Here is a 19,530-nt window from a genome sequence, read left to right as displayed (position 1 = left end):
GCCTGCGATCTTAAAAGAGAACTAGGTATTACTTCGGCAGCTGAAATACTTTCTTTATTATAAATTAATTTTTCCGAAATTTCTATTATCAGGGCTTATTTTTTTAAATATACAGAATGAAATGCGCCATGTTTGCTTCTTAACATGGTTATCGGTATGCTAACAATTGAATAAAGCAAAATAAAGTTGGAGTGAAACAAATGAATTGGAAACGTTTTTTAATACCATTATTGCTGCTTTCATTTTTTTTAGCAGCATGCACAAATACGGAGAATGAAACAGAACAGGAATCTTCATCAAATGATGACACCGAACAGCCTGCTGAAGAGACAGAGGTGCCTGCAGAGGAAGATATTCCTTTTGAAATCTCAGATGCATCCAGCATGGAGATCGCCCAGCTTCAGGGAATTGGTTATCCAGGAAATGATGACGGTCTATATCTGGCTACTGACAAAGGTTTGCTCATACATAAGGATGAACAATGGTTTGAAACTAGCACTAAAAAGCATGATTATTATGGCTTTAGCGCGGTTGAAGACGGATTTATTACAAGTGGTCAGCAAGGTGAGTCTAAGATGGGTATCGCTAAAAGTATTGACAAAGGTGAGACAATTGAGCATATTGCCTTTGAAGGAAAAGGCCAATTTCCATTTCTGACCGCTGGCTATCAAACTCAGATGATTTACGGAATTAACGGTGATGCTTTAACAGAGATGGACCCAGGACTTTTCCGTTCAACAGAACAGCCTGACGCCTTTGAACCCGTACCATTAAATGGATTCGGCGCCGATACATTAGGCATGATTGCTGCCCATCCAACTGATCCAAATGTGATGGCCATGGCCACTAGAAGCGGAATTTATCTGTCCGAGGATAAGGGTAATAATATGAAGCTTATTACAGAAGAGGTTATGGTAACTGCCATTACATTTACAGAAAGTCATTTATATTACTCTTCTGTGGAAAATGAAAAAGTACAATTCAACTCCATCAATCTAGCGACAATGGAAAGCATAAAAATGGAGATTCCATCCCTTGCTTATGATAATCCAATTACCTATATAGCTGGAAGTCAAACAGACAAGAGTACTCTCGCATTTACAACCTATATGCGCGATCTTTATCAAACAACTGACGGCGGCGAATCTTGGGTGCATATTTTGGATAAAGGAAGTATTTAACCACTTAGACACACCATTAGATTGCCAGTTGTCGGCGGCAAGGATTTCAAACGTACGGTCATTAAAAAAGAGTAAAAGCACATGATGCTTTTACTCTTTTTTATATGATTAGAGTATTTATAAAATAAACGCCTCAAACCCTGCTGCTGTTAATCTCTGCACCTGCTGCTCTGCATTGCTTCTATTAGAGAAGGCACCTGCCCGTACTTTATATAATCCGTTTTCAGCAAGTACAAATGCTTCAAAGCCTGCAATTTTCGCCTGTGCTGCTAGGCTGTCAGCATTCTCTTTGTCACTGAATGCACCAATTTGAATCCTATATAGTGTTATTTGCTTTTTTTTTAACCCAAATGCTCTTGCCAGACCATTGACATGCCCTCTAGCAATGCTTTCTATAAAAGATGGCTGTGTCAGTTTTGCCGCATCACTGCTATTGTCAATAAACCCATTTTCAGTCAGTAATGCCGGCATCGCTGACTCGCGAAGCATATGAAAGTTCGCCTGCTTCTTGCCGCGATTGGCAAAATCCACAGACTTTGTCACTTCTTCATGAATTATATTCTGATAAGTGGTTGTTGGCGCACCAACATTCGGATACACATAATCCTCATAGCCTGTCCCGCCGCCTGCATTAATATGAATGGACAGCAAAAAATCGGCTCCCCAAGCATTAGCGGCATTGGTTCGATTACTTAATGAAACAGCACTATCACCCGTTCTGCTCATCCTCAGCTCCACATTTTCATATTCGCTGCCAAGAATATCACGAATACGAGTTGCAATCTGCAAGGTTATATTTTTTTCCTGCAATCCGTTTCCAACTGCTCCTGGGTCACTGCCCCCATGACCAGGATCTATGAAAATCTTTACCATATACATCACCTCCATGTATCCTATTCTTCTATTCTCTTAACTGCTTGTACCCTTGAGCATAGAACAAGCCTTTTTATAAAAAAAACATTAAATGGTGATTTTCATCATCAGATAATGGGTTACAGTAAAGGACGAGGTATTTAAGTGAAAAAGCACTTAAAATTATTCTCATAATTACTTAGGTTCAGATTGCTGCAAATAAGGAAAAAAAGATTCCATTTTAAGTAAAACAAATGTAATAATATAGTAAAAACGCAAATTCTAGGAGGACCAGTTGAGAGAGCTAATTGAAAAGAGTTTGCTTGGAGCAGGCATTGTATTTGTCATAAATCATTTACTCGGTCATTTATTTTTGTTCATTCCTCTCTTTTCTCTAGGAGAAATGGTTGTTGAAGGAACATTTTTTGGTATGCTCTATAATCTCCAGTTGTATTTTTATTTCATTTTCACGAATGGTGTATTGTTCTTAACCATTAAACATTACTTTCCAAAATGGCAGATGAGTTGGAACATCGTGTTCCTTTTTATTGCATTTAACTTTTTTCTCGATCGAAACCCTTTAGGCAATCAGGGCGAAATATTCTATTATATTCGTTATCTAGTTGCACTGAGTGGCCTTTTCCTGGTTAACATTATTCGTGACAAGGTTTCATGGCTTTGGAAATCAATAACTATCTCCTCCCCTCTTTTATTTACTGGTCTCATTTTGGTAATTTTAAGTCTCTCAGACTAACCATAAAAAGGCTGGACTTTTAACAGTCTCAGCCTCAACCTATTGAAAAAGCATATCGGTGAAAATAAACCATTACCTTTTGATATCCTTCTAATTACTCCACTTCAAATGGAGCATACAGACAGCCTTTGATCGCTCGAAATTCACCAGGAGTAAGATAATCATTTAAACCACTGAATTATAGGTTTAAGAAGGATTATTTCTCTTGATAACGACTCCATGCTGCCGTCGCGATCGCAGCACAAATCTCTCCTATAAATCTAAGCAGACCTACAACGATTTCCATGAAGAACAACTCCTTTTCTATTATTTTAAAAGGAATATGTAAAAATTTCAAATATATTCCATGTTGACAGTATACAGTTTTGCACACTTACAAGTAGACTTTTACCAAAGTTTTTTTCTAAAAGATTGTTGTTTTTGAAAAGTTTTCTGTTCTAAAAAAACTAGTTGATTGGAGCAGAAGGTGCGAAACTCCTATGGGAGGAGTGAGACAGGTGAGCCCCCGCAGAATCGTAAGCGACGCGAGGAGGCTCAGGGGCCCACCCTGCGGAAAGCGAACGTCCTGGAGCGGAAATCGACTTCTACTCATTAAGTTCATAGCAACAATGTTTGCCAAAAACAAAAAGCAGCAAAACACTACCCATCTCCATCCTTTAGAAAAAAACTAGATTTACAGTCAAGAGTCCGTTAATATAATATTAAGAAAATTATTAAAAAAGAGAGGGAGTCAATCATGGCACAAGAATTAAGTCATAAATATTACAAAGAATTAATCAATTTACAGGATGCCGCTGGGGTAGAATCTCAGTTTCAGAGCTTACTTGAAGTTCCGATTGAATCTGTTTCTGATCTGGAAAAATGGCTGATGGAAGAAAAGACTTTTATACATAAAATTGACGAAGCGATGACAGGACATTTAGTTGATTTTAACCGAAATACAGAAGATGAGGAAATTAAGGCGACTTATCTTCATGACCAGCAAGTGATTCTGCCGCTGATCATGAAATATGAAGCAAAACTAAATGAGAAACTGTGTGATTCTCCTTATTTTAGTCAATTAAATGAAGAACAATATGGTTTAATGAGAAGAGCTCGGGAGTCCAAAGTGAAATTATTCAGGGAAGAAAATATTCCGTTAATGGTAAAAGAGCAAGAGCTCAACACAAAGTATAGTGAAATTATGGGAGGATTAACCGTTGAATGGGAGGGTGAAGAAAAACCATTTCCATTTATTCAATCACAGCTTGATCATCTTGATAGAGCAGTACGAGAAAAAGCCTATCACAAAATGATGGGAGCTTATCGTCAAATCAAGCCAGATATGGATTCCATTATGGATGAACTTGTTCAGCTGCGTCATCAGATCGCTTTAAATGCAGGCTTTGAGAATTATCGCGATTATATGTTTGTCGCTAAAAATCGTGAGTATAGTGTGCAGGATTGCTATGACTTTCATGAAAATGTTGAAAAGCACATCATTCCCGCCTGGAACCGTCTGGCAGAGGTGTTCAAGTCCAAGCTTGGTGTCGATACATATCGACCTTGGGATAACAATGCTAAGTTGATGAAAAACGCACCATACATGGATGTGGCTGATCTGATGGATGGCGTTTCTGAGATGTTAGGCAAGACAGATGCCTATTTTGCTGAGCGTTTCGATTATATGAGAGAAAATGGTTTACTAGATCTTGGAGACCGAAAAGGTAAGAGCCCGGGCGGTTTCTGTACTTCCCTGCCTGTTTCAGGAGAAACCTTTGTTTTTGCAAACTTCAGTCCTTCCTTTTTCTCACTAATTGCCCTAATCCATGAAATGGGACATGCGGTCAATGGATACCTTGAGTTTTCTGAGCATGGTCCTACTGAAGACTATCAGCTTCGCATGGAAGTCGCTGAATTATATTCGCATGGAATGGAATTACTCTTATTGGATAAGCTTGATCGCTTTTATCCGGAAGAAGAAGATTTTAAGAGCGCGCAGCGTGAAGAGCTGAGACGGGCATTTACGATGTTATTCGGCCCATTATCAGGGGACCTCTTCCAGCATTGGATGTATACAAATCCAAACCATACTGCAAAAGAGCGTGATGAGAAATACTTCGAAATCTCTAAACGGTACGGTTTAAGCCCTGTCGATACAACTGGCTTTGAAGAAGAAGTTGGAATGAGCTGGGCTGGCACCCTGCATTATTTCCAGGTTCCTTTCTATAATATTGAATACTCCATTTCAATGCTTGGCGCACTGCAATTACTGGAGAATTATCAGAAAGACCCGGCAAAGGCAATTGAGGATTATAAAAAAGGTGCTGGTGCTGACTATAACCAATCGATTGCAGCTATTTATGAAGAAACAGGAGTTCAATTTGATTTTACTGAACCAGCTGTTAAAAGAATGGGTGAGTTCCTGGAGAAAGTGATTCAGGATATTAACTAACAGAAGCTCTTCGCAGATACACGCAGGAAACTGGTACAACTAGCACATGAAGCTAGTTGTGCTTTTTTCTTTCTTTGCAAAAAAACCAAATGATTAGATAGATTTACCTCCTAACCATTCGGATCTTAGTCATAATAAATCCTTATGCACCAGTCTCTTACAACTTATACATTTACTGATACTGAATAGTGTTCTTCCAGTGTCTTCTTCAATAACGATGCCAATTCCAGCATTCCATATTTCCCTGCTTTTGCTTCAGCATCTGAATTATAGTTGGTGTTTGTATTGATATCATACGTGTAAATGTCGCCGTCAGCGTTTTTGATAAATTCAATTCCAGCCACTCCAATATCATTTCGCGCCAAAACGTCTTTATACTTTTCTATAATACGATCGTCAAAGCCTTCAATAATCTGGAATTTAGGCTTTTCTTCCACCTCTTCTCCTACCGGGCAGAATAAGTCCCCAATCTGGCAGGCATCAGCCGGGCAGAGTTCAAAGCCTTCAGATGTATCCACCCGAACGGCATACACAAATTCGCCTCCGACAAATTCACAGCGGGTGATGTAGCTTTCCGGTGATTGAATGTATTGCTGAATAAGGGTGATGCCATCAACAGGCTCTTCGAATGCCGGTCCCTCGACATATGCCTTCAGTGCGTCAATACTTTGGAATAATTGCACACCCAACCCTTTGCCGGCACGGTTATGCTTCGTGATAAACGGCTGTCCTGCGAAAGCTTCAGCTGCTTTTAAAATCTGCTGTTTTCCAACTGCTGCAATTGTTTTTGGTGTTTTCACACCAGACTTTTCCAGCTCCAAGTATTGCAGTACCTTGCTCACTTCAAGCTTCAGCGCGCTTGTTCCATTTAGCACTGTACGACCATGTGCTTCCAGCCAAGCTAATACCTGTCCGGAAAACTCAGCGGCAAAACGGTGGTCACGAGTATGTGATGAAGCACTCATTCTGCTGTAGAAAATTCCTTCCGGGGGTTCTGAAGATAAATCCAGTGTTCCTTCGTCTAAATGCCATTCTTCATAAGGAACACCAAGCTCCTCTAGTCTATTGGTTAAGTGGACGGTCCACTCACTATTTTCATGGATTACATATACTTTGGTCATGTTCGGGACCCCTTTCTAGTTTTTTATTAAACTGCGTTTTTGCTCAACTAATGGCATAACTTGTTTTGCAAATCGTTCCATCTCTTCTAATTGAGGTGAAAATTGCAGCAGCAGCAAGTCTAAACCATTTTCTTCATATTGCAGAATTCGGTCCGAAATTTGCTCAGGTGTTCCTACTAAGTTTGGGCGCAAGCCACGGTTGGAAACAGAGTAATCCTGAAGCTGAATCTGCTGTTCTAATTGTGATTTCGTCGTGAAATCTTTAAAGCCGGCATATGCACTGGAATCCTTCACGGTTGTGATCTTTTCAAGTTCAGCAAAAGCCTCTTCTTCTGTATCACGGCAAATCACATAGGCAGCCATTCCGAATGAACTAAATGGCTCATTGCCAGTTTGGGCACGCCTTGCCTTCATATCAGCAATTTTTTGCTGTATTTCTTCAACCGTTCCTCCATGCATCACATATGCATCACATTTTTCTGCAATGGTTTGCTTGCCTTTTTCACTTTCGCCGCCTGCATAAAGGATCGGGTTAGGTCTTTGTACAGGCTTTGGCGCAAGCTTTGTATTTTTCAAATCGTAAAATTGGCCAGAATATTGGAAGGTTTCTTCCGTCCATAACCCTTTTAACACATCAATAAACTCTTCGGTACGTGCATAGCGTTCATCATGCTCGGTAAAAATCCCAGCATATTGACGAGCTTCTTCAGCCCACCAGGCAGATACCACATTTAGCGTAAAACGCCCGTTGCTGATCTGATCAATATTAGCTGCCATTTTTGCTGCCACAGCAGGATTATGAAAACCAGGACGGATCGCCGTCATTATTTCGATTTTTTCAGTAACAGCAGCAAGTGCAGCTGCGGTAGACCAGGCTTCAAGCGAATCATGCTCCGGTCCTTTTATATCATTTAAATATAATTCCGCGATTAATGTTGTGGAATATCCCCATTGTTCAGCACTCTGAATCACATTTTTAGCATAATCAAAAGTTGCCGGCATGTGTTCGTCCTCTACATTGCGCAGCCAGCCTCCAAATATCGGCAGCCAAAAACCATATTTCATCTCTCTTCGCCCCTCTGATCATTAATTATCTACTTTTCCTATAACTTAAGTAGGATTAATAAACAATGAAAAAACTCTCCTCCTAAGAAGAGAGTTTTAAAAACCCTCTTCTCATCTTTCAAGCAGTACGCTTGCTGGAATTGGCACAGTGTTCATACGAACCTGCTGCCGAGGCTTCAAAGGGCCAGTCCCTCCACCTCTCTGGATAAGAAGAAAATATTCAATTTTTCATTTATTTAATAGGATAATAAATGAAATTGAAACAATTGTCAATAAATTAATTCTAGACTCTAAATATTGATTATTTACCTTCTAGTCTAATAAATAACTTACACTAAATTACGCAGTATTTACTTTCAAAAACTATACTTTGAACCTGCTGACAACCACTTTTAAATCTTCTGCTAAATGAGATAACGCTGCTGATGAAGCGGCTATTTCTTCCATTGATGCAAGCTGTTCCTCTGCGGAAGCGGCCACGTTTTGTGAATGAGATGATGTCTGTTCTGATATGGTAATAATCCCAGAAACTGTTGCTGACACTTCTTGTGTACTAGCCGATATTTGTTCAGAAGTCGCTGCCATATCATTCGTTTGTTCTGTTAAGCTTGCCATATGATCAAGAATTTCTTTAAAGTTCATGCTTGTCTGCTGAACAATGTCTAACCCCTCTTTTACCTCTTCAGAAACTTGTTCAATGGACCTGCTTGACTGCTCCATATCTTCTTGGATGGTTCGAATCAATACTGAGATTTGAGAAGAAGATGCCTGTGACTGTTCTGCGAGCTTTCTTACTTCATCTGCTACAACAGCAAATCCTCTCCCATGTTCTCCCGCTCTGGCAGCCTCAATTGCCGCATTTAATGCCAGTAAATTCGTTTGGTCCGCAATATCGGTTATCACTTTTGTTATTTTTTCAATTTCCTGTGATCTGTAATCCAGCGTTTTCATAACTTCTCCGCTTGCTGCTGCAGATGTGTTAATGGCATTTATTTGCTTAACCGTATTTTGAACGAGTACCCCGCCCTCTTTGGCTTTTTCGACAGCAGCATTACTGACTTCAGAAACCATTAGTGCATTTTCGGCAATAGAATGTATGCCTTTTGCCACTTCTTCCAGTGCCAATGAACTTTCTTGCACATTCACTGCCGATTGCTCAGCACCATTGGCTACTTGTTGAATTGATTCTGTAATCGTCTCTGTAGCAATGCTCGTCTGCTCTGAGCTTGCAGTTAGCTGTTCTGATGAAGAAGCTAGCTGTTCAGAGGTTTGAATCACCTCATCTAACATTGTTTTAAGATTCTGGGACATTTGATTGTAGCTTACAGCTAATGAGCCCAGCTCATCTTTTGAATGATCCTGAATTTTCGCTGTAAAGTCACCATTCCCAGCCATTTTAAGGGCATTGGTCATAGCGGCAAGTCTCTTTTTCATTTTAGAAGTGAACAGATAAACGACAGCAAAAGCTATGGCTACCATAATCAATAAAATAATAATAAATTTTATTAGAAAAGAAGACAGGATTTGATTGATGATTTCTTCTGATGCACCAACATAAAAAATCCCAATCACTTCTCCTGTTGAAGACTGAAGGGGCATATATGCCGTTTGATACATATTCCCTGCCACATTTGCTTCACCATAGTAATTTTCACGATCTATGATGACAGTGTCCACTACCTCAGGAGAAGCTTTGGTGCCAATCGCGCGGTCTCCATCGATTAAAACATTTGTCGTTATACGGGTATCTTTTAAAAAGATGGTTACAGTATCTCCCGTATCTTCTCCAATCTTATCGACGATTTCAAAGTTATCATTTATTTTGACGGATCCTTTATATAACTCATTTCCTCTAACTTCCCAATCACCTGGGTACTTATTATCGATATACCGATAAGCTAATCCCAGATCTCCCTTTGCTTTCTCTGTTGCAAATTCTTTAATTCCCTCTGTTACCTCATGATTCGCAACAAAACCAATAACGGCTGATAATACCACAATGATTGATATGACAATGATATTTACCTTTGCAGCCAGCTTTAAATTAATTTTCCTGATTTTCCCCAATGTATTTTCTCCTATTCAATCACAAATTCACTTTTGAATCTCCCACTATACTATCGGTTGATTATATAAAATGATTAATATGGATTTACTAAAAAAGATTATATATATTTGGCAATTAAAGAATGCTAAACGGCAGTATATTTTATGAATGTAAAAAGAGCCAAGGTATGCAAGCAGTGCATACCTTGGCTCTTAATTTTGTTCCTTGTTGTGTAAATGCACGCTTTTATTTACGTGCATTTTTTCAGTTCATTCTATTTCAAATATCTAGAGTTATTTCTCTTAAAAATTGTTTCCTCTTCTCATCTGTTGTTAAGTTAACACCAGAAAAATGAATCCATTTTGTTTTTTCATTTTTAATTCCCAGGTCAGCTAAAGTTCAGTTAATGAATACGCCCTGAATAGCATTTCCTCCTTCAGATTCAATATAATCTTTATCCGTTGTAGAAGTTGAAATCACAGTTGTTTTCTCTATATATGTCAATAACCCTTTCAGATCACCTGTTGTTTTTTCCTCTAGGAAAGCGAATCCACTCAACATTACTTTATCAATAAAACTCTTTAAAATAGCAGGTAAGTCCCACCACCAGACAGGAAATATAAAAATCAACTCAGTTGCCTGGCTTAACTTCTTTTGATATTCCTTAACTAATTCATAAGGTGTTTCTCCTCTATTAAAATGCTTCAATTCTTCAGCAGTAAATAATTTGGGAGAAGAACAATTGGATAAAAGAAAAGAAGTCACGATTAAAGTGAACAATAACTAAAAAAAGCTGCTTAGTCAGCAGCTTTAGATTCATTTTCATAGTTAATATAACCTGCCCCATTTCTAGCATCAGTGAATTTTCACTTATTACAGGAATGCTGCCCCCTATTGCCAATTAAGAAAAGCCGCCTGAATGGGCAGCTGACTCTTGGATAATAGCACCCTTTAGTTTAAGTATATAACTTCACAAACTTTAAGCTTATAAATGCTTACCAGTCTAAACTCTAGTTAAAATAGAGAAAATGAACCCTTCCTCCCTTTGAAAGATAAGAAGTCACTTTCTTAGCATTTTTTCATAACAAATACATTCATGTACTCTTTGAAAACTCTCCTTTATCGACTCTTTTTCATTTCCAACGTAATGAGCATATACTTGAACAGGAAATAGGTTAGAAATTTCACTTTTAATGACTCCGTTTAATTCCTTGTTACCATCAATATACACTTGCAAGTACGATTCTACATCGTCAAATCCACTTTTTATATACCAGTTTCTTACCCATTCATCATTTCTAGTCCAAGCTTCAAAACGATTTAACCCTTTTATTTTAGCTGTTTTTTCTGCCGCATTTAATAATTGAGTACCTATACCTCTCCTCTGAAAGTCTGGATGAACTGCAATATGCCATATCATTCCACCGAGACCATTTCCTCTTGAACAAACGGTCCTCTCTTGGACTTCATATTCAATATCTAATAATCCTACAATTTGTTCGTCTTCAACAGCTACTAATTCAATAGCTGGATTATTGTATATTTCTTTATTCTTCAATACATTGTCGAAGTAAGCAGTATCTAAAAAAGATAATGCTCTACATCTAACCCAACCAATTTCATCTCCAGCTTCATAATTTCTTATTTGCATACATTTTAGCTCCTTATTTTTAATATAGGAATCCGATAAAATTAAATTTACAAATAAAATAAAGACCTCCGTATTTACGATGGTCTTCTTAGATAATTAAATACTCTTAATTATATACTTGAAACTAAAGGGAGGTTTGGAACCATCGTAACTCGTCTAATTCTATATAATTTAAATTTGGCCATAATAATCCCCTCCCTTACACAGTTAATTAACTTAACATTTTAAATTATATGACATCAAGGTCATTAATGTAAATCCCCTCTTACGCTAACCTGCCCCTTTTGTACAATAAGAAAAGGATCGTCGAATCACCCGTCCGTTAGTTCAATATAATCTCCATTTTTCTACTCTTCGTTGTCATCCCAATTGACCTATAAAATTCAATGGCAGATTTATTTTCCTCGGATACTCCTAATTCAATACTATCAATTTTGAGGCATCTACCAAAATCCAAAACGTATTTAGTTAGTTTTTTTCCGATACCTTTCTTTCTATGTGCTTCAAGAACGCATAAACTCTTTATATATAATACTTTCCTCGCTTTAACAAAAGTATTTTCTGTTACTTCTTCTTCCTTTGTCACTATAACGCCAACTATATCAGCGCATATGGTAGCCACAAAAATATGCTGTTTACTATCAATCAATTGGCTTTCAAAAAACTCTTGTTCGACTGGAGTGGGATTCTCTTTGTACAAATCTGGTCTTACAAAAACGTGGAATTCATGAACCTGACTAAATAAAGGCAGCAATAAATCGTAATCGTTTTGCTCAGCATGTCGAATAGTTATATCCATAGTTATTTCTACCCCCAATAATATAAAATAAAAAGACCACGCCCCTATTAAAAGGGACGTGGTTAACGTGGTACCACCCTTATTGAAGAAAACTCTTCCACTCATTACGAATAACGGTCCGTCCGTTCTTTACTACTTCTATGTTCGTAAAGAAAGCTCAAGGAGGTAATTCGCTCTTACCTTTGTACTGATTCCCACCACCCATCAGCTCTCTGTTACAGGGAGATAAGTAACTACTAATTCCTATCCTAACTTTTCATCTTATACATTTCAAAATATTTCTATTTATACAAATTTTAACCTGGAATCACCATAATTTCAACGGTTAATTTATAACTGTTAGCGTTCGGGCTTCTTTCACTAACCGCCCCGTTACTTGAATAAACAAAATAGCGATCTTTCTCACTTGAAGAATCGCATCTGTTTGTTTATGTATATATATTCACCAAGTTAGCGCTAAGTGGATGTCTTTTACTGCCCAATATCGTTGTACTACGCAATAGTCCTTGAGTAAAAGAAAGAGACGATTAATTCGAGGGTAACCGTCTCTCAATTATAGTATATTAAAACAGTTTACCTGTTTTTTCGAAGTCCTAATAAGCGTTTTAAATTTTCATCAATAAATTTATTATCGGTTCTGTTGATTCCACGACCAGCAAAATGACCCCAGACTGATTTGATAGGATGATATTCAGCATTCGGTACAAGATTAGCTTCATATTCGTTATTTTCTGCCGTACAGAAGAGATCCGTACTTCCTGGCATGATATAAGTATCGGCTTTAATGGTTTTGAGTGCCTCATCGAACGCTCCGTTATATGCTGCGTTTGCACTAATATCTGCATGTTGTCCTGTCCATAACATGGCTAGAACATTGTGGGGATCCATACTCATAAAGCTATTTTCCCAAACTCCAACCGCAAACTCTTCCAATTCCTCAAATCCCATTTCACGATAAAGTTCCTCTTTATAGAAGGTTTGCGATAACCCCCATCCAGCATAGACACGACCCACCGCACGCATATCTTTAGAAGTCAACTGGTTTATTTCAGTAGATTCCGAGCCGACTGAGGCCATGAGTGCAGCCTTTAGTCCATCGAGAACCACATAGGTTTGCGGCCAAGTCTTTGCATTTCCACAGAAAGAGGCAATTCGATCCACCATGTCGGGGTAACTGGCTGCCCATTGGAAAGATTGAAGACCACCCATTGACCATCCAACTACAAGTGCGATTTTCTGAATGCCGAATTTTTCGGTCACAAGTCGATACTGCAATTGAACATTGTCATAGATGGTTACCTGCGGAAAATTAGCTTTGTCGAACGGTGCAGGAGTATTGCTTGGAGAAGAAGATAAGCCATTCCCTATTAGATTCGGAACGATAATGAAATATTTCTGTGGATCTAGTGCCATGCCGTCTCCGATCAACCATTCATTATTAACATGTTGGTCGCCAAAAGCAGTTGGATAAATAACAACATTATCTTTAGTTTCATTCAACTTTCCATAAGTCTTATAAGCAAGAAAAGTGCTTGGTAACGTTACTCCCGATTGTAAGGTTACATCACCCAAATTGAAAATCTCATAATTATCCATTGAATTGTCACTCCTTTTTAAATGAAACACAAACATTTTAGAATGTATTTCTTGTATTTAGTATAAGGTCGTGTTACTTTCAATAAAAGTGAAGATAATTAAAAGCAGTATTCAATAATATTGAAAATCGAAGGAGGAATTATGGTGGAATTGCGCCAGCTGAATACGTTCAACACGGTGGCAACAACATTAAATTTCAGTAGAGCTGCTGAAGCACTAAACTACGTACCCTCCAATGTAACGATGCAAATAAAAGCATTGGAGGAAGAACTAGGTGTTCGTCTCTTTGATCGATTGGGAAAGCAGCTTGTTCTCACAACTGCGGGTAAACGTTTTTTAACTCACGTCCAGGAGGTTCTAAACAAATTGGACGAAGCTCGGAGTGTCGTTCATGACAATGAAATTCTAAGTGGCACCTTAACGATTAGTGCTAACGAAGTTGTTTGCGCCTATCGACTTCCAGATATCTTTAAGCTTTTTCGTTCGCTGCATCCTGGTGTTCGTCTCATCTTTCGCTCGGTTCCAAATCATCAACTCAAACAAACACTCTTTGAGGGAACCTCGGATGTCACCTTTATACTGGACGAACCCATTCAATCAACGGGACTTGCAATAGAACGATTGACAGAAGAAACTTTTCGCTTTTTCGTTGCTCCAGATCATCCACTTGCCAAACAAACTGCATTACAGCTTGACGATTTTCACGGAGAGGTGTTCCTGATAAACGAAAAGGGTTGTCCCTATCGAACAATGTTTGACCGAACGTTTAAGAAGGGAGACATTGATAGTACTTCATCATTAGAGTTTCAAAGTGCAGAAGCCATTAAACAATGTGCAATTTCGGGAATCGGTATTGCCTTTCTTCCTAAAATAGTAACTGCAGTTGAAGTTGAACGTGGCGAACTTGTTGCTCTTCCTTGGCGATTTCAAAACTTGGATGTGTATACACATATGGCTTGGCATAAAGATAAGTGGCTTTCACCGATTATATTATCTTTCATTGAAGCAGCAAGGGAAGTTCTATCTCTAAAGGAGGAGAATATGTCAAAATAGTTCAAACGATTTTGACATATTTTCTTAAATTCATGAAACAATCATTGCGCAGTATGTGTCATATACGAGGAAGAGACGATTACTTAATAAACTTAATCATCTCTCAGAACTTGTATACATTATAGCCTGTGTATATGTGTATCGTTAAAAGAAGCTTGATATTTTAATCCAAAACCTAATAATCTATCCATAAATATATGAGCAATCCAGATGATGATTATGAGAAGTAAATAATCATTTAATAAGAAGAAGTAACCTATTGCTAAAAGTAGAGGTAACACAAAGCTATGTCCCAAATTATAAACATTTGCACCTATTTTATTGTTAATTGCATAGCCAATCATTGAAATATCGGGAATGAATAAAAGAACAAAAAACAGCCAGATTGGAAAGTCTAACAGTGTATAAATATAAAACGAAATGGCTAGGGCGATTCCATTTTCAATGCGCACAACTTGACTGATTTTCATAACATCCCCCTTTCATGTACACTCTTAAAAAACAGGTCTATCAATTCTTCAATAACTTCTTTATTTTCTAAATACTTCTCATCACTTACTAGTTCTTTAAGTGTTTGCACTATTTTTAACGCTTGCTGATAAAACTGGATTTTTTCTTCAAGTTTTATTATTTTTTCATCTAATAACAAAACGGTTGAATTGTTACAACTGGTTGAAATGGCTTCGTTTCTAAGAATAAATACTTCTTGTATTTCTTTTAATGTAAATCCTAACTTTTTTAACACGATGATCAGCTGAATTTGTTTTTCGCATTCTTTATCATATTCTCGATAACCATTATCACGCCTTTTTGGCTTTAAAATATTCTCTTTTTCATAATAACGAATTGTATCAGTTTGCAATTGATATTTTTCTGCAAAATCTTTAATTTGCATGCTTACCACTCCTCGAATACAACCTTAACATTGGAGTAATCTCCAAGGTCAAGAGAAAGATACTCTTTTGAATCCTGATGGTTTCGTTTAAGTGAACAATTTTACAATAACCATATCACTCATCTTGATTTCCCCATTTTTGAAAATGTTTCGTTGCTCAGTAAGAGTCTACTATGTATTACAGATTACGAAGCACTGATTAGGATTATCAAAACATCCTTTATTCAACTAAACTGCCCCTTTAACGACATAAAAAAAGGCTTCCCTTTTCCTTAAGGAAAGCACCCGGTAGCTTAATAACTTCAACAAATAGAAAGTAATTAATGAAACACTTTATCACCTAAATCACTTCACTTATATTTTGTTGAAATCTCTTTACTCAAGGAATCTGACATATAATCAAACTTATAATGAATGCATTCAACCATTTCTTAATAATTTTCTCCACTTTTCTCTTTTTCCTTATTCTTTAAATGCTTTATAGCGGTTCTAATGTTTCGCAACATCCCAATCTTTTCCCCTGTATATACCCATAGTAAAGTGTAAATAATTTGTTGTACCCCTATAACTAAAAAGGCACCTAGTATTAATCCTAACAAAAATGGTGACATATAATTTCCTCCTTAATTCTCAATTTCTTTCAATAATGCCAATGACAAACCCTAATTGCGTTCCCCTCTTTACTCATGCACACTAATACGCTTATATATAACAAAAGTTTCATTGTTTCTACATCGGCTATTCCTCCAACACTAACCTGCCCCCGTTGTTACATAAAAAAGCCGCTTGAATCAGCAGCTGTTTATGAATAGTACACCATATAGTTTAAATAAAATTATCACAATCTTTTCTTTACCCAACACGATCTAATCTCTCTCATTGCAAAACAAGAGAAAATTCTTTCGTTCAAAATAAGATTTTTAATCAAACTTTTTTTACAGATGATCGAACTATTTTTCAAAGCCACATCTCTAATGAACCTTCAATATTTATCAATTGTAGCACCGAGAACCGAAGCACGAATGAAAGGAAGATCTTGAAAACGTTCAAGCTCTTTTGCTGTTCCAGTAACAACTGCGCCATTATAACGAATTTCCCCATCAGTGAAACCTGTATTTTCCTCTATTCCTTTTAAAGTTTCGTTGACTAGGCTTTTGCGGACTCCTGTTTTCTTTAATTCTTCCAGTGTTCTCATAAAGAACTCTTCATATTGGCTGGAGTAAGGTTCTTGAGGATTAATTTCAAATCCAAAAGCTCCACCGCCACCTTTTGTCTTTAAACTATCACTATCTAGTTCATTTTCCATTCTACTCATTTGGGCTTTGGTCGAAGTGTCTACCCATAACCAAATTACATTTTTATAGCCAAGCTGCTTGGATAATTCAGCTAAGGTCATCGGTTTATCAAAGGAGATTGCTACTTCAATTAACTTATTTTCATCCAGACCAGTAGCAATATCGAGTTCGTGAGGTAAATAATCGTAATTTAAACCCGGATAATAAAAATCAATTCTTCGTTCATTATTAAAATCATTATATCGTATATGCCGTTGAGCTTCTTGATCAAGTGAAGTAGTATAACCATTACCACTCCCTTTACTAAGAGTCTCTGTCCTTCCGAATAAAGGTATTTTTTTTATTTCCGTATCCCATAAGATAGAGCGGCCTCCTACCGTTTTAAAAGTTCTCTCGTCTACGGTCACACTCAATAGATCATAGTTATAAGAATGACTGCCTGATGTTAGATTTGCTCCATAAATAGGATCCAAAAGAAAATCGTGGTTGTCATCTTCAATACGCTGATTTAGAATATATTGGCTGCCACTGACTAATGCATACAATAATACAATTGTTGTAATAACAGTAATGCCAATATATTTAAATGTTTGTTTACGCTTAGATCTTTTTACAGCCAACTGTAAAGAAGGGTTGTTCAGAAAGTTAATCTCTTTCTCACTCTCTTCATTTGATACATGTTTATCACTCATCGAATTCCTCCTTGAAAACCTTGGCTAGTTGTTTTCTAGCCCTAAACAAATTTGTCCTGACGGAATGAATATTTGAGTCCAGCAGCTCTGCCATTTCTTTATAGGATAAGCCTGATTGGTACTTTAACAATAATAATTCTCTAAAATGCGGCTTTAATTTGGACATCGCAAATGCTAGTTGATTATTTCGCTCTTTTTCAAGAAGGAGATCTTCTGGCTGATCCATTGCAACTACTTTAGCAGCGTCCCCATCTAAATCAAGCTTATATTTCTTTTGTTTTCGGCATTGATCATAATAAAAATTTAATGCTACTCGTATTAGCCAGCTGCGTATTTTTGAAGTTTTAATGGAATCGTAATACAGTAAGTATTTGTACGCAGTTTCCTGCACAGCATCCTCGGCATCCGCATGAGAAATCCCTAATTTAAGTAAATACTTATATACGATGTTCAGTTCTGTATTCAATGCATTGTTCTTATTTAATTCATTCATTACTCCCCTCCTGAATACAAGACGTTTTAAGGTAGAAAATATATACAGCATTTCGTAATTTTTTCAAAAAAACACCAGCTAAGTGTCCCTTTTTTATCAAAGAGGCTTAACAGATTACGTACAGGCAAATTCTCCAAGTGACTTTAACTTTAATTTGATAGCCTTGACTTGTTCAACAACCTCTCCTGTTTGTTACATAATAAAAGCCGCCTTCTTTGGCAGCCGTTCTTGAATATAGACACCACATTCAATTAAATAAGTTTGCAAATTCACTATTCCTATTTAAAATTGTTAATTTGTCTTTATATGGGCTAAGCATATCAATTATTTCTGGCTTACTACGATATTCAAATACAGTGTTGTAGCTATATAAATCTTTTAAAATTTTTAAAGTTGGTTTATAGTTCGCTCGCTCAATACCCATTTTTTGCTTAAGGAATCTATTAATTATCCTAAATCTTCTTGTAGATAAATTAATATCCAAGAATAAAATTAAATCAGCTTTTTGGAAGCATGGGGATACCCATTTATGATGAACCCCTTCAATAATCCAGTTTTTTGAGGTTAGTATTGAACTTAAATATTCATCTCTTTCTTGTTCAGTTCGTTTAACATCTCCAGTATTTAACCTATTCCAAACTATATTATCCAATTCATAATATGGAATGTTTAACTGAGCAGACAAAACTTTGGCTAAGGTGGTTTTTCCACTCCCGATCGAGCCAATAATATGTATTCTTTCTGGAATAGACTTATCCAATTAAATCAACTCTCTCTTATCAAAATTAATTTATTCTTACTATTACACGGAGATTTGAATGATTTGTTTCATAAAAGCGATAAAGTTCAATACCAAAGCTGTTTTTAAATCAATGCTCTAAGGCTCAATCTCCAGTACGGCTAAAAATGTTCCTTATTTGCTATACTGATTCTGACGATAACTATTTTAGCAGAAAGAAGTTGAATAAGGATGGAAGAAAACGTATTTGAGCAGATAGCGAACAAGTATGATACAGCCGAGCGAATGGAGATGGCTAAAATCATCACGAATGAAGTGAAAGATGCATTGCAAAATAGCCATACAAAATCATTAATCGACTATGGAAGCGGAACGGGGCTGGTCGGGCTGGAGTTAGCACCTCTAGTAAAATCTATCCTTCTCGTTGATTCATCACAGAAAATGCTGGATGTTGCCCAGGCAAAAATCACTCAGAAAGGCATTTCTAATGCCAGCACTTTCTATTCAGATTTTACTCAGGAAATGCCTGATGATATAAAAGCTGATATTGTTGTGATGTCACTGGTGCTTCTTCATATCCCAAATACCCGGGAAATCCTTCAATCACTTTTTAACATTCTGAATGATGAAGGCAAATTGATCATTGTTGATTTTGATAAAAATGACAAAATCCAGCATCCAAAAGTTCATAACGGTTTTGTACAAGAGGATCTTGAAAACCTGTTAGCTGAAGCAGGATTTAAATCAACTGACATTCACACATTTCATCATGGAGAAGCTATTTTTATGAATCAGGATGCCTCCATGTTTATAGCGAGCAGCTTGAAGTGATAGCATACAATTGTACAAAGAAGAGCATATGT

The 19,530-nt window shown here is 37.1% G+C and carries 19 protein-coding genes, 1 riboswitch and 1 other annotated feature; of the genes, 5 read left to right on the top strand and 14 right to left on the bottom strand.

Annotated features, from left to right (window positions below):
• Positions 1 to 200 precede the first annotated feature (200 nt).
• A complete protein-coding gene (locus B7E07_RS06970) occupies positions 201 to 1,181 on the top strand; it encodes a F510_1955 family glycosylhydrolase (RefSeq protein WP_080844891.1) in 981 nt (326 codons plus the stop codon).
• A 117-nt stretch (positions 1,182 to 1,298) separates the two neighbouring features.
• Here B7E07_RS06970 and B7E07_RS06965 read toward each other — a convergent pair whose 3' ends face one another.
• Entirely contained in the window at positions 1,299 to 2,054 is a 756-nt protein-coding gene (locus tag B7E07_RS06965) for an N-acetylmuramoyl-L-alanine amidase (RefSeq protein WP_080844885.1), read from the bottom strand.
• A 274-nt stretch (positions 2,055 to 2,328) separates the two neighbouring features.
• Here B7E07_RS06965 and B7E07_RS06960 point away from each other — a divergent pair, with 274 nt between their 5' ends.
• Entirely contained in the window at positions 2,329 to 2,787 is a 459-nt protein-coding gene (locus tag B7E07_RS06960) for a hypothetical protein (RefSeq protein ID WP_080844883.1), read from the top strand.
• A 736-nt stretch (positions 2,788 to 3,523) separates the two neighbouring features.
• Positions 3,524 to 5,221, top strand: coding sequence for a M3 family oligoendopeptidase (locus B7E07_RS06955; RefSeq protein WP_080844880.1), 1,698 nt, complete (start codon positions 3,524 to 3,526; stop codon positions 5,219 to 5,221).
• 164 nt (positions 5,222 to 5,385) lie between these two features.
• Here B7E07_RS06955 and B7E07_RS06950 read toward each other — a convergent pair whose 3' ends face one another.
• From B7E07_RS06950 to B7E07_RS06920, 7 genes are all read right to left on the bottom strand, one after another.
• Positions 5,386 to 6,342, bottom strand: a complete 957-nt coding sequence (locus tag B7E07_RS06950) for an ATP-grasp domain-containing protein (protein WP_080844878.1) — start codon at positions 6,340 to 6,342, stop codon at positions 5,386 to 5,388.
• Between the two features lie 15 nt (positions 6,343 to 6,357).
• Positions 6,358 to 7,407, bottom strand: a complete 1,050-nt coding sequence (locus tag B7E07_RS06945) for an LLM class flavin-dependent oxidoreductase (protein WP_080844876.1) — start codon at positions 7,405 to 7,407, stop codon at positions 6,358 to 6,360.
• 108 nt (positions 7,408 to 7,515) lie between these two features.
• A riboswitch (SAM riboswitch) is annotated at positions 7,516 to 7,619 on the bottom strand.
• Positions 7,620 to 7,770: 151 nt separating this feature from the next.
• On the bottom strand, positions 7,771 to 9,474 hold the full coding sequence (locus tag B7E07_RS06940; RefSeq protein ID WP_306807547.1) for a methyl-accepting chemotaxis protein: 1,704 nt from the start codon (positions 9,472 to 9,474) through the stop codon (positions 7,771 to 7,773).
• A gap of 379 nt (positions 9,475 to 9,853) precedes the next feature.
• Positions 9,854 to 10,219, bottom strand: a complete 366-nt coding sequence (locus B7E07_RS06935) for an NAD(P)H-dependent oxidoreductase (RefSeq protein WP_257391409.1) — start codon at positions 10,217 to 10,219, stop codon at positions 9,854 to 9,856.
• Positions 10,220 to 10,514: 295 nt separating this feature from the next.
• Positions 10,515 to 11,105, bottom strand: coding sequence for a GNAT family N-acetyltransferase (locus B7E07_RS06930; RefSeq protein ID WP_080844873.1), 591 nt, complete (start codon positions 11,103 to 11,105; stop codon positions 10,515 to 10,517).
• 322 nt (positions 11,106 to 11,427) lie between these two features.
• Positions 11,428 to 11,904: a GNAT family N-acetyltransferase gene (locus B7E07_RS06925; RefSeq protein WP_080844870.1), complete on the bottom strand. Its 477-nt coding sequence runs from the start codon at positions 11,902 to 11,904 to the stop codon at positions 11,428 to 11,430.
• A gap of 49 nt (positions 11,905 to 11,953) precedes the next feature.
• Positions 11,954 to 12,163, bottom strand: a binding site (T-box leader).
• A 314-nt stretch (positions 12,164 to 12,477) separates the two neighbouring features.
• Positions 12,478 to 13,500, bottom strand: coding sequence for an alpha/beta fold hydrolase (locus B7E07_RS06920; protein ID WP_080844867.1), 1,023 nt, complete (start codon positions 13,498 to 13,500; stop codon positions 12,478 to 12,480).
• A gap of 144 nt (positions 13,501 to 13,644) precedes the next feature.
• Between B7E07_RS06920 and B7E07_RS06915 the strand changes: the two genes are divergently transcribed.
• Positions 13,645 to 14,553, top strand: a complete 909-nt coding sequence (locus B7E07_RS06915; protein ID WP_080849127.1) for a LysR family transcriptional regulator — start codon at positions 13,645 to 13,647, stop codon at positions 14,551 to 14,553.
• Positions 14,554 to 14,672: 119 nt separating this feature from the next.
• Here the strand turns inward: B7E07_RS06915 and B7E07_RS06910 are convergent, their stop codons facing one another.
• From B7E07_RS06910 to B7E07_RS06885, 6 genes are all read right to left on the bottom strand, one after another.
• Positions 14,673 to 15,023, bottom strand: coding sequence for a DUF4260 domain-containing protein (locus tag B7E07_RS06910; RefSeq protein ID WP_080844863.1), 351 nt, complete (start codon positions 15,021 to 15,023; stop codon positions 14,673 to 14,675).
• The gene (locus B7E07_RS06905; protein ID WP_080844860.1) at positions 15,020 to 15,448 is read right to left on the bottom strand and encodes a MerR family transcriptional regulator; all 429 of its coding nucleotides are present in this window, start codon (positions 15,446 to 15,448) and stop codon (positions 15,020 to 15,022) included. The genes B7E07_RS06910 and B7E07_RS06905 overlap by 4 nt, the downstream gene beginning before the upstream one ends.
• A 431-nt stretch (positions 15,449 to 15,879) precedes the next feature.
• The gene (locus B7E07_RS06900; RefSeq protein ID WP_080844856.1) at positions 15,880 to 16,059 is read right to left on the bottom strand and encodes a hypothetical protein; all 180 of its coding nucleotides are present in this window, start codon (positions 16,057 to 16,059) and stop codon (positions 15,880 to 15,882) included.
• A 371-nt stretch (positions 16,060 to 16,430) separates the two neighbouring features.
• Positions 16,431 to 17,435, bottom strand: a complete 1,005-nt coding sequence (locus tag B7E07_RS06895) for an anti sigma factor C-terminal domain-containing protein (protein WP_080844854.1) — start codon at positions 17,433 to 17,435, stop codon at positions 16,431 to 16,433.
• Complete coding sequence (locus tag B7E07_RS06890) at positions 17,428 to 17,928, bottom strand: RNA polymerase sigma factor (RefSeq protein ID WP_080844851.1); 501 nt, start codon at positions 17,926 to 17,928, stop codon at positions 17,428 to 17,430. The genes B7E07_RS06895 and B7E07_RS06890 overlap by 8 nt, the downstream gene beginning before the upstream one ends.
• Before the next feature lie 247 nt (positions 17,929 to 18,175).
• Positions 18,176 to 18,688: an AAA family ATPase gene (locus B7E07_RS06885; RefSeq protein WP_080844850.1), complete on the bottom strand. Its 513-nt coding sequence runs from the start codon at positions 18,686 to 18,688 to the stop codon at positions 18,176 to 18,178.
• Positions 18,689 to 18,898: 210 nt separating this feature from the next.
• Here B7E07_RS06885 and B7E07_RS06880 point away from each other — a divergent pair, with 210 nt between their 5' ends.
• The gene (locus B7E07_RS06880; RefSeq protein ID WP_080844848.1) at positions 18,899 to 19,498 is read left to right on the top strand and encodes a class I SAM-dependent methyltransferase; all 600 of its coding nucleotides are present in this window, start codon (positions 18,899 to 18,901) and stop codon (positions 19,496 to 19,498) included.
• Positions 19,499 to 19,530 lie beyond the last annotated feature (32 nt).

The sequence above is a fragment of the Cytobacillus gottheilii genome (assembly GCF_900166665.1).
Lineage (GTDB): Bacteria > Bacillota > Bacilli > Bacillales > Cytobacillaceae > Cytobacillus > Cytobacillus gottheilii_A.
The sequence above is the reverse complement of the archived record's forward strand: the minus strand, read 5'-3'. Positions and strand labels throughout refer to the sequence as shown.